The sequence below is a fragment of the Kocuria sp. ChxB genome, from assembly GCF_044359605.1.
Lineage (GTDB): Bacteria > Actinomycetota > Actinomycetes > Actinomycetales > Micrococcaceae > Kocuria > Kocuria rhizophila.
This window is the reverse complement of sequence record NZ_CP121123.1, coordinates 1,529,950-1,541,380: the sequence shown is the minus strand read 5'-3', so window position 1 is coordinate 1,541,380 and position 11,431 is coordinate 1,529,950. Positions and strand designations below refer to the sequence as shown.

Genomic DNA, 11,431 nt, shown 5'->3' with positions numbered 1-11,431 from the left:
TGAGGGGGCGTGGATCAGCTCTTGACCAGGCGCGCGATCGCGGCGTTGGCCTCCGCGAGCTTCTCGTCCATCTCCGAGGTGTCCCCGGTGTCGTGGGCGTGCTCCACGGCGTGCTTGACGCAGTGGCCCAGGTGCTCCTCCATGAGCCCAAGGCTCACGGACTTCAGGGCGGACTGGATCGCGGAGATCTGGGTGAGGACGTCGATGCAGTAGGTGTCCTCGTCGATCATCCGCTGGATCCCGCGCACCTGGCCCTCGATGCGCTTGAGGCGCCGGGCGTAGGAGGCCTTGTCCTGGGTGTAGCCGTGGGCGGGGGTGTCCTGGGTGCTCATGGCCTCCACGGTATACCCCTTGGGGGTATGCGTTCAAGGTGGGGGCGGTCACGCGAGATGTCGGGGCGATTCGGGATCGCCGGGCCATGCCGGGCGGAGTGGTGCGGGGATCGGGGCGCGAGGCACGCCCGGAGTGACCCGGCGGCGTCGTGGACGGGTGCTGCGGAGGTGGCGAGGGCTCAGGAACTGCTGCGCAGCACCGTGCGCATGGTGCGCTGCAGCGCGTGGGCCATTTCCTCCGTGCCCACCGCCGAGGCGGGGGAGTCCGCGGCCTGCTGCCGCAGGACCGTCATGAGTCCGCCGGCCACGAAGTAGGTCCGCAGCCACTGGTCGGGGTCGAGGTCGTCCAGCCCCGTGTCGAAGGCTGCCCGCGCCACGCGCTCGGCGAGCCACAGCTCCACGATGGGGCGCACGCGGGAGGCGAGCTGGCGGTTGCCCACGGTGGCCAGGTTCCCCATGCCGTGGGTGTGCACGAAGTCGATCAGCCGCTCCAGGGGCTTCTCGATCCCGGATCCCTCGAACGTCTCGAACTCGCGCGCGGTGTGCGAGAGCTCCTGCTTCACGATGTCGGCGTAGACGTCGTCGAGGCCCGAGTAGTGCTGGTAGAAGGTGGGGCGCGAGATCGCGGCCTTCTTGCACAGCTGGGAGATGGTGATGCTGCGGGCGTCCTGGACCTCCAGCAGCTGAAGGCACGCGGTGCGCACGGCGTTCAGGGTGTGGGCCACCCGGACGTCCACCGGGGGGCCCTGGGGGGTGTCGTCGGCCGGGGCGTCCATGGGGCCAGGATAGCAGTTGCGAAAGGCTTACCTTACATTTGAAAAGCACACTTACAGGTGTAAGGTAAGCCGACATGTCGTCACCTCAACCACCCGGGACAGGGTCCCGCGTTCCGGCCACGATGATCCTCGTGGCCATGCTCTTCCCCGTCTTCATGGCATTCGCGTATCCCGCCTCCTACGTCTCGGCCATGCACCAGCCCGCGCCGCACCACATGGAGGTGGAGGTGATCGGCGCCGGTGCGCCCGCCCAGCAGGTGGCCCGCCAGGTGGCGGCGCAGGGCAAGGACGCGCTGGACGTCAGCACGGTGGCGGACGCGGACACCGCGCGCCAGGACGTGCTCGAGCGCAGGACCCGGGCCGCGTTCGACCCCGCGAGCGGGGACCTCTTCGTGGCCAGTGCCGGCGGCCGGCAGGCCACCGGGGTCGCGCAGGGGGTGTTCCAGCAGGTGGCCTCCCAGACGGGGGTGCCACTGAAGGTCCAGGACCTCCGCAAGCCCGCACCCAAGGACACCCTGGGCATCGCGTACATGTACCTCATGACGGCGTGCGTGACGGCCGGCTACGTCACCTCCACGATGCTCGGCAACCTGGGCAAGGGCATGCGGCTGCGCTCCAAGCTGGCGCTGATCGGGGTGCTGTCGGTGGTGGCCGCCGTGCTCACCACCGGCGTCACCTGGGGCTTCTACGGGGTGTACGACTCGCACCTGGTGGCCGCCGGTCTGGTGGCCATGGGCGCGTACCTCACCGCGGCCGTGTTCCAGCTCGGCGTGGGCGGTCTGCTGGGCCAGGCCGCCACGATCGTGGGGATCACCGTGTTCGTGATCCTGGGCATCCCGGCCTCGGGAATCGCCACCAGCCCGGACCTCATGCCCGGTTTCTTCCAGGTGATCCACCGCATGATGCCCACCGGCGCCATCGGCGAGCTGCTGCAGCGGATCGTCTACTTCGACGGCCACGGCGTGGGCCCCTGGATCCTGCTGCTGGCCACCTGGCTGCTGCTGGGCGCGGGGCTGCTGTGGCTGGGCTCCCTCCGCTCCCCGCACCCGGGTGAGGACCGCGGCGTGATCGCGGACCAGGTGGACCACGCCCGCAAGCACCCCGACGAGCCCCTTCTCACGGCTTACGACTCCGACGACTCCGATGACGACGACGCCGCCGCGCGCCCCGCGCGCACGGCACCGGGCCCAGGAAGTGACGCACGCATGAACGATCAAAACCCGACCCCCGGCCAGAACCGTGAGGACGCCGCGGTGAGTGCGGTGGGCTCCACGGTGGTCCCCGAGTCCGAGCGCCCGCTCGAGGACGGCTTCATGGGCCGGATGGCGCAGATGCCGCCGGCCTCGGCCATCGGTGCGATGCAGAATCCCACGGCCCCGCCGCGCCGCACGGTGGACGCGAAGCTCACGCAGAAGCGCATGGTCACGGTGGGCATGCTGCTGCCGCTGTTCATGATGTTCGTGATGCCCATGCTCATGGTGGGCACCACCGTGGACGTCACACCCCGTGACATGCAGGTGGCCGTGATCGGCACCGGGGCGCAGACCTCGGACCTCGCCCAGCAGCTCACGGACGGCTCCGCGGGGGACTTCGACGTGCACCGCGTGGACACCGTGGACGACGGCCGCCACGAGGTGCGCACGCACGACGCCCGCGCGGCCTACGACCCCGCCACCGGCACCCTCTACACCGCCGGGGCCAACGGCCGCCAGGTGAACGCCGCCGTGACGCAGCTGTTCACCCCGGTGGCGCAGAAGGCGCAGAAGCAGCTGCACACCGAGGACGTGGCCCCCACGGCGGAGAACGACCCGAACGGCACCACCATCACCTACCTGGCCCTCGGGGCGATCCTGGGCGGGTTCATGACGGGCATCGTCAGCAGCCTCATGCCCGCCGGCACCAAGCTGCGCATCGCCCTGTGGTTCCTCATGCCGGCCGTGGTGGCCACGGGCATGGTGGTCTACGGCTGGGCAGTGTTCGGGATCTTCAGCGGCAGCGCGTTCGTGCCGTGGTGCATGCTCTACATGCTGTGCCTGTCCTGCGTGACCGTGACCACCGGGCTCATGCTCGTGTTCGGGCCCGTGGCCATGCCGGTGTGCATCTTCCTGATGCCGCTGCTGGGTCTCGGCGCCTCCGGGCTGACGACGCCGCTCGACATGGTCGGCGGTTTCTACGGCTGGGTGCACGGCTGGCTGTACTCGCCCCAAGGGGTGGCGGCCATCCGGGACGCCATCTACTTCCAGGACGTGTCCCTCGCGGCGCCGGTGTGGATCATGATCGCCTGGATCGCGGGCGGGATCGCCCTGGCCGTGTTCGGCACCCTGCGCCAGAAGCGCCGCCACCTCTTCGCCGTGCTGAGCGAACGGGAAGAGGCCAGCACCGCCGCGGCCGCGGCGGCGGCGTCGGTCTAGGAGCCGGGTCGCGGGGCGGGCGGGTCGTCGCCCCCTGGGCCAGTCGACGGATCCGGAGCGGGGTGCTGGGTGCGAGCGTTCCTCCAGCTCGGGAGGTTCTCGGGTGATTGCTGGGGCGGATGGCGGCGGTCCCATTCCTCCTTCGCGGCAAGGGCCTCGTCGATCCGGCCGTCCTTGGCGGCCTGCCCGGAGCGGCCACTCAGGACCAACGAGACCACGAGGGCGGCGATGGCCAGCAGCGGGTGGTGGTAGACGAAGAAAAAGACCGCCAGGACGAGACCTGCGGCGCTCGCAAGATCCAGGAGGATTGATCTCCCCTCACCTCTGCGCACTCTGCCCTCCTTGCTGACTGCGAATGCTGGCGGCGCCGAGGTGGGCGCCAGTCAACGGTGGTGGGGGCGGCGTCGTCGTACGGGAAAGTCAGGCCGCGACGACCGGCGCCTGCGGCGCGGGCTGCTCGGCGGTGGTGTAGTCCAGGGTGACCTGCGCGAACGGGGAGCCAATGATCGCTTCCAGGCCTGGGAGGAGTTCGTGCCGGATCTCGTCCTTGATGCGCTGGTTCTCGGGGCTGGGGGTGAACGCCAGGGTGAGGGTGAGGTGTGGCGCCCGGGGATCACCGGTGATGGCGAACTCTGCGGAGGACACGGAGGGGTACACCTGCACACCCCTGGTGGCGGCGCGGGCCACGGAGGCGAGGGACACCTGCTCCTCGCGGTCTCCCGCGGGCGCGGAAACAACCGGGGGGACGTTGGCTGCGTCCGGTGCCGGGTCCTGTGCGAGCAGCATTGCGAGCCCTCCGCTCCTCCTGAACACGGCTTTGGGGGAGCGGCGACAGGTTGATGATGAAACTAACTGTTAGCTAATCTACTGGACCTATGCAGACGACATGTGCACCAGCCGCGAATCGCGCCGAGAACGACGCTGTATGACGTCCGAACCCGCCGTCCCCCGGCACTTCTGGTACGACGACTCCGTGGAGTCCGCGAGCGGCGTCGACGTTCTGAACCTCCTGCGCCGCTACCGCGACGCGGAGACCACCATGCGCTCGCGCGTGCGCGCGGACATGGACATGGGCGAGAAGGACATCCTGGCTCTGCGGCACCTGATCTCGGCGGACAAGACGGGCACGGCTCTGCGCCAGAAGGACGTCGCCGCGATGCTCGGGATCACCAACGCCTCCACGAGCGCGCTGGTGGACCGCCTGGTCCGCGACGGCTACGCCGAACGCATCCCCCACCCGGACGACCGCCGGTCCGTGGCCGTGGTCCCCACCGAGCACGGCACGGAAGAGGTCCGCACCACCCTGCGGGACATGCACGGTCGGATGATGGCCGTGGTCAATGAGATGTCCGCTGCGGAGCGGGACGTGGTGGCGAACTTCCTGCGGAGGATGATCGAGGGCGTCACGCAACCGCCGGCGGCACCGCCGCTCGGTGAGTGAGTCGACCCGGTGAGACCCCGCGCGGACGGTGCGGTGGCAGCGCTCACCCACCGGTGGCGAGACGGCGGAGAGCCCTCATGCCCGCAGCAGCTAGGGCGCGAAGATCAGCATGGCCATGACGAACACGGACGCCACCAGGATGCACAGAATCATGGGCAGGTAACGGCGGGAGAGGCCCCCGGTAATGGCCCCACCCAGTGCCACGGGCGCCGACAGCATCCACACGGGGTTGTCCAGCACCGTCCCCACCACCAGGATGGCCAGGGCCACGAAGAACAGAACCCAGGGGACCGCTGGATGGATGCGGTGCTTCCCAGGGGTGGAGGGCGTGTAGCGCTCGTACGACATGGCGGATTCACCTTCCAGGGTCGAAGCCCAGGCGATGAGGAGCGCCCGGATGTCCACGGTATCGCCTTAGGAATTCTCCGGCGCCGTTGGGAGAGGTGCGTTGCGGCATTCCCGCGCTCAGATGCTTTGGGGGAGCACTATGAGGGCATGACGCCCACAAAGCCCGTTGTCGAACTGCGAACCGCTACAGCGGCGGACGCAGAAACTTACGCACTCTGGGGAACCGACGAGCTCTTCTGCCGGGCGGCGGAATGGACCCTTGGGATCCCGCTGGCCGATCGCGCGGCCTCGTTACGAGGCCTGAACACGGCCCCGCCCGTCGACCTCCTGCGCTTGAGCGCCTGGTGCGATGGGGTACTCGTGGGGTATGTGGATATTCAGGGCACTGAGCCCACCCGGCGTGAACTGGGATACCTCATCGGTCCGAGCACTTCATGGGGGCGGGGGCTGGGCCTGGCCGCTGCGCGGGCCGGGGTCCATTTCGCTTTTGACCGCATGGGGCTGGGGACGGTCTGGGCGGAGGCCCTGGATGCGAACGCCGCGTCAGTGAAGATCCTGCAACGACTGGGTATGACAGAGACCGGGCGAGGTGCGGCGTCCACCTACCTCGGCCGGGCCACGCACTACCGTCAATTCAGCTTGGACCGCTGGAGCAGGACCTGACTGCCGCCGCCAGAGCTCCCGGCTCCCGTTTTGCTAGTCTCCCCATCATGTCGGTCGCGAAGCTCTCGGTGAGCCACCAGAACTACCTGAGGGCCATCTGGAACCTGGGGGAGTGGTCTGCGGACCCCGTCACCACCTCCGCCGTGGCCCAGAAGGTGGGGTTGCGCGCCTCCACGGTCTCGGACGCGCTCAAGAAGCTCACGGAGCAGGGTCTTGTGGCGCACACCCCGTACGGCGCCATCGAGCTCACCGAGCAGGGCCGGGCGCTCGCCGTGGAGATGGTGCGCCGCCACCGGCTGATCGAGACCTTCCTGGTGGAGATGCTCGGCTACCGCTGGGACCAGGTCCACGACGAGGCGGAGCACCTGGAGCACGCCGCCTCCGACTTCATGATCGACCGCCTGGACGACCTCCTGGGGCACCCCTCCCGCGACCCGCACGGTGATCCGATCCCCGCCAAGGACGGCACCATCACCCCTCCCGACGCCGTCTCCCTCACCACCGTCCCGGACGGTTCCCATGTGCGCGTGGAACGGATCTCGGACCGGGACTCGGGACTGCTGCGTTTCTTCGCAGACCAGGGCATCGGCGTGGGGGTCCCGTTGGACATCCGTTCCGGCGGCCCTTACTCGGGCTCGGTCCAGGCCGTGCTGGACGACGGCGCTCGCAGCGTCCCCCTCGGACAGACCGCCACCGACGCGGTCTGGGTCTCGCTGGGCGAGGTCAGTTCCTAGCGGGCCCGGGGCCGTCGAGGCAAGCCCAACGACAGAGAGGGGTGCGAGGGCGGAGACTTTCTGTCCTGTGGCCCTCGGGCGCCACCCTGCGCCAGGCCGCGGGTCAGAGGATGCAGAACTCGTTGCCCTCGGGGTCCGCCATGACGGCCCAGCCCAGGTCGTGGCGGCGGTCGTCGACCATGACTGCCCCCAGTCGAAGTGCCCGCGCGACCTCCTCCTCTTGGGAGGCTCCCTGGGGAACGAGGTCCATGTGGGCCCGGTTCTTCACTTTCTTGGCGTCCGGGACCCGGAAGAAGAGCACGATGTAGCCGTCGGGGGTCACCAGGTAGCACTCGTCGGAGCCCGGGTGGTAGCAGTCGGGTTCGTGGATCGCCCAGTTCGTGAGCTCGCGCCAGAACTCGGCGACGGCGTGCGGGTCGATGGCGTCCCAGGTGGTGTGCGACAGGCGGAGCGACATGAGGGGTCTCTTTTCTCGAGTGGTCGGCCGGTGCGTGGCTCTCACGGGTGAAATTGCTGTTGCTTGTGAGAGTCAAACCCGGATCCCCCTCACGTGCAAGACTTGACCTGTCTGTGAGGAGGGTGCATGGCGGCGTTCAGCCACATTTCGGGCGACCGGATGCTCGACCTGGTCAACACCGTGGAGTGGCGGCTCGGCGGCCCCGCGCGGGAGGAGGATCTGACCTCCTGCGATCGCGTGCTCACGTGGTGCCGGGAGTCCGGGCTGCTCGATGCGACTGAGCAGGAACAGCTCCGGGTTCTTGCCGGAGAGGATCCGTGCACCGCCGCCGCTGAACTGGATCGGGTCGTTGCGCTGCGCGAGCGGCTCTACGAGGCCCTGTTCCACGGTGACGAGCACGCCGCAGAGGCCATTGCCACTGCCTTCCGGGACACCCTGGGCCACTCCCACCTGTCCCGGCGCGGTGCGGGCTGGTGCTGGTCCGACAACGAGCTCACGCTGGCGACCGTCCGCCACCGCATCACGCGCGGCCTGGTGGAACTCATGAACCGGGACGACCTCGACCGGCTCCACCAGTGCGAGGACGCCACCTGCGGGTGGGTCTACCTCGACACGTCCCCCCGGCGGAACCGCCGCTGGTGCGTCACGAGAGATTGCGGGGACCGGAACCGCTCCCGCGCCTACTACGCGCGGCAGCAGGAACGGAAGCGAGCCGCCCGGGCCAGGGACCGGAGCTCATAGCGCTGCCGCCCGGGCAACCTTGGCCCGGCGGGGAACGACGCCTGCTCGACGCGCACACGCAGGTCTCGTGTCGCAGGGGAAGGGCACGGGACGCCCCGACCCTGCCCGGGCGCGGAGGCGACCTACCCCGTCACCGCCCGCCGGCGACGTCGTGCCGCGAGTCTGCTTCCCAGCACCCCGTGCGCCGGGCTGAGCAGGTACGCGAGCGCGAAGACTGCCGCGTGGACGAGCACCACCAGCCCGCCGGGGGAGGCGTTGAGCCAGTAGCTGAGGTAGATGCCCAGCACCGCGGATGTGGCCGAGACGCACGGCGCGATCACCAGCATGGCCCCGAACCGGTCGGTGAGCAGGTGCGCGGTGGCGCCCGGGATGATGAGCATGGCCACCACGAGCACCACTCCCACCACCTGCAGGGCGGCCACGGAGGTGACCGCGAGCAGCCCCAGCAGCAGCCCGCCCAGGAACCGGGGGGAGAGGCCGATCGCGTGCGCGTGCTGGGGGTCGAACGCGTAGAGGGTGAGGTCCCGCCGCTTGAGCACCATCACCGCCAGCGCCACCACTGCCAGCGCGCAGATCTGCAGCTGCTCCGCCGCGGAGATGCCCAGCACGTTGCCGAAGATGATGTGGGTCAGGTTCGTCTGGCTGGGGGTGACCGAGATGAGCACCAGGCCCAGCGCGAACAGGGACGTGAACACGATCCCGATGGACGCGTCCTCCTTGACCCTGCTGGTCCCCCGCAGCCCGCCGATCAGCACCACGGCCAGCACGCCCGCGACCAGTGCCCCCACGGTGAACGGGATGCCCAGGATGTAGGCGAGCACCACGCCGGGCAGCACCGCGTGGGACACGGCGTCGCCCATGAGCGACCACCCCACGAGCACCAGCCAGCACGAGAGCACCGCGCACACGGACGCCGCGGCCACGGTGGTGACCAGCGCGCGCAGCATGAACTCGTACTCCAGCGGCTGGGTGAACAGCTCCAGGGCGCTCATGCGCGGCCTCCTTGGTGCGTGGTGGGTGCGCCGGGTCCCGTCACGGCGGCGGATCCGTTGCGCGGGGGCACGACGCCGCCCGGGGCCGTGACGGCGCCCGGCGCCGGGGTGTCCCCCGCGGCAGGGCCCGGCGGCGGACCCTCGTGGGCCGCGCCCGCGGTGAGCGGCGTGCGGTCCGCGGGAGCGGCGTCGTCGTCCCCCGAGGACCGCGTGGAGGACGGGTCGGAGAGCACGTCCAGGCCGAACGCGCGCACGAGGTGCTCGGGTGCGAGCCCCTCCGCGACCGGCCCGTGGAAGAGCACGTGGCGGCGCAGCAGGACCACGCTCTCGGCGAGCTGCGGCAGTGCGTGCAGGTCGTGGGTGGCCACGACCACCGCGCAGCCCTGCGCGGCGAGCTCGTGCAGCAGCCGCACGATGGTGGCCTCGCTGCGCTTGTCCACGCCCGCGAACGGTTCGTCCAGGAGCAGGGTCCGCGCTCCCTGGGCGATCGCCCGCGCCACGAACACGCGCTTGCGCTGCCCGCCGGACAGCCGCCCGATCTGCCGCCCGGCCAGCTCCGTGAGCTCCACCCGTTCCAGCGCGTCCGCCACGGCGGTCCGGTCCGCGGGACGCGCCCGCCGGGTGGGGCCCATGTGCCCGTAGCGCCCGGTCATGACCACGTCCCGCACGGACAGTGGGAACGTCCAGTCCACGTCTTCGCTCTGCGGCACGTACCCCACCACGCCCTGCTTCCGCGCGGTGCGGGGGTCCAGCCCGTCCAGCCGCACCTCGCCGGCCTCGAGCCGCACGGTGCCCATGAGCGCCTTGAACAGCGTGGATTTCCCGGAGCCGTTCATGCCCACCAGCCCGGTGACCTGCCCGTGGGCGATCTCCAGGTCCACGCCGTCCAGGGCGCGCACGCGGCCGTAGTCGACGACGACGCCGCTCGCCCGGATCGCGGGCGTCACCGCGCCCTCCCGGACAGGCCGTTGGCAATGGTGTCCGCGTCGTGGCGCAACAGGTCCAGGTAGGTGGGCACCGGGCCGTCCTGCTCCGAGAGGGAGTCCACGTAGAGGGTGCCGCCGTAGCGGGCGCCGGTGGCCTCCGCGACCTGCTGCATGGGCTTGTCCGAGACGGTGGACTCGCAGAACACCGCGGGCACCCTGTGCCGGTCCACGAACTCGATGGCGGAGCTGACCTGCTGCGGGGTGGCCTCCTGCTCCGCGTTGACGGGCCAGATGTACTTCTCAGTGAGCCCGGTGTCCCGCGCCAGGTAGGAGAACGCGCCCTCGCACGTGACCAGCGCGCGCTCGTTGCGGGGCAGGGCCTCCAGCTTCCGGGTCAGGTCCGTGCCGATCGCGCGGATTTGTTCCTTGTACTTCTCCCCGTTGTCCCGGAACTGCTGGGCGTGCTCTCCGTCCAGCTCGCTGAGTGCGGTGACGATGTTGTCCACGTAGCGCTCGCCGTTGCGCGGGCTCATCCACGCGTGGGGGTTGGGGGTTCCGGGGGTGTCGGCGATGTCCAGGGGTTCCACGCCCTCGGAGACCACCCTGTGGGCCACGTTGGCTGAGGAGGTGAACTGCTCGAGCCACTGCTCCAGGTGCAGGCCGTTGTCCAGCACCAGGTCCGCGCGGGAGGCCTTGGTGACATCCTGTGGAGTGGGTTCGTAGTCGTGGATCTCCGCGCCTGGCTTGGTGATGGACTCCACGCTCACGTGGTCACCGGCCACCGCGGCGGTCATGTCCTGCAGCACCGTGAACGTAGTCAGCACGGTGGGCTTCTCGGAGCTGCCGCCGCCGGGCTCGGCCCCCGCGCAGCCTCCCAGCACCAGCACACCCGCGGCTGCGGTAGCCGCCACTGCCCATCCCGGACGACGTCCCATCCCAATTCCTCGCTCCCGTGGATCCTAAAGTTCGGTGTACCGAACTTTAGACCGGGGAGGTGGCCCGGGCAAGGAGCGACGCGGTCCTACCTCCCGGCGGGCATGACGGTCCCGGGGGCGGGATGGGCGTCGAAGCGCACGCCCCGCGGGTCCGGGGGCAGGGCGGCCATGATCAGCAGGGCGATGCTGCCCAGGAACGGCACGAGGATCAGCAGGAACCACAGCCCGGAGAGGTTGCAGTCGTGCAGGCGTCGCACGGACAGGGCGGCGGTGAAAATGGCCAGCAGTACCACCGCGAGCAGCAGGACCAGAGACAGCAGCAGCAGAGCGATCGCGAATCCGCCGTCCACGTCCGGCCAGGCCAGGTAGCCGCGGTCCTCCGCGAGCACGTAGGCCCCCGAGAGCAGGACCGTGTACAGCGCGATCCACCAGTACTCGGAACGGGAAGCCCGCCCGGAGAACGTGGTGCCCCTGCGGACGAAGTTCTTGACGGCCTGCCACGGACCCACGGGTTCGCCGGGCTGGGTGTCGTAGTACACGGGCTGAGGGGGCAAGCTCATGGGTGGTGTCCTCCTGCGGGGTTATCGGATGCGCGCGGTCCGCCGGCCGGCCCGGAACGAACCCGACCGGCACGGGGTGAACCACCCACCGTATCGAGGAACCACCCAGCCCACA

15 protein-coding genes are annotated in these 11,431 nt (G+C 70.0%); 6 read left to right on the top strand and 9 right to left on the bottom strand.

The features are described from left to right. Window positions 1-14: 14 nt before the first annotated feature. Window positions 15-341 carry a metal-sensitive transcriptional regulator gene (locus P8S73_RS06805; protein ID WP_019309744.1) on the bottom strand — a complete coding sequence of 109 codons (327 nt, stop codon included), beginning with the start codon at window positions 339-341 and terminating at the stop codon, window positions 15-17. A gap of 170 nt (window positions 342-511) precedes the next feature. Beyond that, window positions 512-1,108 (bottom strand): TetR/AcrR family transcriptional regulator, encoded by a 597-nt coding sequence (locus tag P8S73_RS06800; protein WP_019309745.1) that lies wholly within the window; start codon window positions 1,106-1,108, stop codon window positions 512-514. A 74-nt stretch (window positions 1,109-1,182) separates the two neighbouring features. Here P8S73_RS06800 and P8S73_RS06795 point away from each other — a divergent pair, with 74 nt between their 5' ends. Then, the gene (locus tag P8S73_RS06795; RefSeq protein ID WP_135010807.1) at window positions 1,183-3,519 is read left to right on the top strand and encodes an ABC transporter permease; all 2,337 of its coding nucleotides are present in this window, start codon (window positions 1,183-1,185) and stop codon (window positions 3,517-3,519) included. A 107-nt stretch (window positions 3,520-3,626) separates the two neighbouring features. Beyond that, on the top strand, window positions 3,627-3,830 hold the full coding sequence (locus tag P8S73_RS06790) for a hypothetical protein (RefSeq protein WP_124109015.1): 204 nt from the start codon (window positions 3,627-3,629) through the stop codon (window positions 3,828-3,830). Between the two features lie 109 nt (window positions 3,831-3,939). Here P8S73_RS06790 and P8S73_RS06785 read toward each other — a convergent pair whose 3' ends face one another. Further along, the gene (locus tag P8S73_RS06785; protein WP_019309748.1) at window positions 3,940-4,305 is read right to left on the bottom strand and encodes a hypothetical protein; all 366 of its coding nucleotides are present in this window, start codon (window positions 4,303-4,305) and stop codon (window positions 3,940-3,942) included. 139 nt (window positions 4,306-4,444) lie between these two features. Here P8S73_RS06785 and P8S73_RS06780 point away from each other — a divergent pair, with 139 nt between their 5' ends. Continuing rightward, the gene (locus tag P8S73_RS06780) at window positions 4,445-4,960 is read left to right on the top strand and encodes a MarR family winged helix-turn-helix transcriptional regulator (protein ID WP_019309749.1); all 516 of its coding nucleotides are present in this window, start codon (window positions 4,445-4,447) and stop codon (window positions 4,958-4,960) included. 90 nt (window positions 4,961-5,050) lie between these two features. Here the strand turns inward: P8S73_RS06780 and P8S73_RS06775 are convergent, their stop codons facing one another. After that, window positions 5,051-5,308: a hypothetical protein gene (locus P8S73_RS06775; protein ID WP_019309750.1), complete on the bottom strand. Its 258-nt coding sequence runs from the start codon at window positions 5,306-5,308 to the stop codon at window positions 5,051-5,053. A gap of 147 nt (window positions 5,309-5,455) precedes the next feature. Here P8S73_RS06775 and P8S73_RS06770 point away from each other — a divergent pair, with 147 nt between their 5' ends. After that, a complete protein-coding gene (locus tag P8S73_RS06770; protein ID WP_059281663.1) occupies window positions 5,456-5,971 on the top strand; it encodes a GNAT family N-acetyltransferase in 516 nt (171 codons plus the stop codon). 47 nt (window positions 5,972-6,018) lie between these two features. Continuing rightward, window positions 6,019-6,705, top strand: coding sequence for a metal-dependent transcriptional regulator (locus P8S73_RS06765; RefSeq protein WP_019309752.1), 687 nt, complete (start codon window positions 6,019-6,021; stop codon window positions 6,703-6,705). Between the two features lie 103 nt (window positions 6,706-6,808). On the opposite strand, the gene P8S73_RS06760 is transcribed toward P8S73_RS06765, so the two are convergent. Continuing rightward, window positions 6,809-7,162: a VOC family protein gene (locus P8S73_RS06760; protein WP_012397200.1), complete on the bottom strand. Its 354-nt coding sequence runs from the start codon at window positions 7,160-7,162 to the stop codon at window positions 6,809-6,811. Window positions 7,163-7,288: 126 nt separating this feature from the next. On the opposite strand from P8S73_RS06760, the gene P8S73_RS06755 reads away from it, so the two are divergent. Next, a complete protein-coding gene (locus tag P8S73_RS06755; RefSeq protein WP_019309753.1) occupies window positions 7,289-7,903 on the top strand; it encodes a CGNR zinc finger domain-containing protein in 615 nt (204 codons plus the stop codon). 122 nt (window positions 7,904-8,025) lie between these two features. Here the strand turns inward: P8S73_RS06755 and P8S73_RS06750 are convergent, their stop codons facing one another. From P8S73_RS06750 to P8S73_RS06735, 4 genes are all read right to left on the bottom strand, one after another. Beyond that, complete coding sequence (locus tag P8S73_RS06750; RefSeq protein ID WP_019309754.1) at window positions 8,026-8,895, bottom strand: metal ABC transporter permease; 870 nt, start codon at window positions 8,893-8,895, stop codon at window positions 8,026-8,028. Next, complete coding sequence (locus P8S73_RS06745; RefSeq protein WP_019309755.1) at window positions 8,892-9,842, bottom strand: metal ABC transporter ATP-binding protein; 951 nt, start codon at window positions 9,840-9,842, stop codon at window positions 8,892-8,894. The genes P8S73_RS06750 and P8S73_RS06745 overlap by 4 nt, the downstream gene beginning before the upstream one ends. Further along, a complete protein-coding gene (locus P8S73_RS06740; RefSeq protein WP_012397204.1) occupies window positions 9,839-10,756 on the bottom strand; it encodes a metal ABC transporter substrate-binding protein in 918 nt (305 codons plus the stop codon). The genes P8S73_RS06745 and P8S73_RS06740 overlap by 4 nt, the downstream gene beginning before the upstream one ends. An 86-nt stretch (window positions 10,757-10,842) precedes the next feature. Continuing rightward, entirely contained in the window at window positions 10,843-11,316 is a 474-nt protein-coding gene (locus tag P8S73_RS06735; RefSeq protein WP_029603163.1) for a DUF805 domain-containing protein, read from the bottom strand. Window positions 11,317-11,431 lie beyond the last annotated feature (115 nt).

Bases quoted from the DNA above. Each gene is read 5' to 3' on its own strand.
- P8S73_RS06800 (WP_019309745.1), bottom strand. From the start codon at position 1,108: ATGGACGCCCCGGCCGACGACACCCCCCAGGGCCCCCCGGTGGACGTC.
- P8S73_RS06795 (WP_135010807.1), top strand. From the start codon at position 1,183: ATGTCGTCACCTCAACCACCCGGGACAGGGTCCCGCGTTCCGGCCACG.
- P8S73_RS06785 (WP_019309748.1), bottom strand. From the start codon at position 4,305: ATGCTGCTCGCACAGGACCCGGCACCGGACGCAGCCAACGTCCCCCCG.
- P8S73_RS06780 (WP_019309749.1), top strand. From the start codon at position 4,445: ATGACGTCCGAACCCGCCGTCCCCCGGCACTTCTGGTACGACGACTCC.
- P8S73_RS06775 (WP_019309750.1), bottom strand. From the start codon at position 5,308: ATGTCGTACGAGCGCTACACGCCCTCCACCCCTGGGAAGCACCGCATC.
- P8S73_RS06770 (WP_059281663.1), top strand. From the start codon at position 5,456: ATGACGCCCACAAAGCCCGTTGTCGAACTGCGAACCGCTACAGCGGCG.
- P8S73_RS06765 (WP_019309752.1), top strand. From the start codon at position 6,019: ATGTCGGTCGCGAAGCTCTCGGTGAGCCACCAGAACTACCTGAGGGCC.
- P8S73_RS06760 (WP_012397200.1), bottom strand. From the start codon at position 7,162: ATGTCGCTCCGCCTGTCGCACACCACCTGGGACGCCATCGACCCGCAC.
- P8S73_RS06755 (WP_019309753.1), top strand. From the start codon at position 7,289: ATGGCGGCGTTCAGCCACATTTCGGGCGACCGGATGCTCGACCTGGTC.
- P8S73_RS06750 (WP_019309754.1), bottom strand. From the start codon at position 8,895: ATGAGCGCCCTGGAGCTGTTCACCCAGCCGCTGGAGTACGAGTTCATG.
- P8S73_RS06740 (WP_012397204.1), bottom strand. From the start codon at position 10,756: ATGGGACGTCGTCCGGGATGGGCAGTGGCGGCTACCGCAGCCGCGGGT.
- P8S73_RS06735 (WP_029603163.1), bottom strand. From the start codon at position 11,316: ATGAGCTTGCCCCCTCAGCCCGTGTACTACGACACCCAGCCCGGCGAA.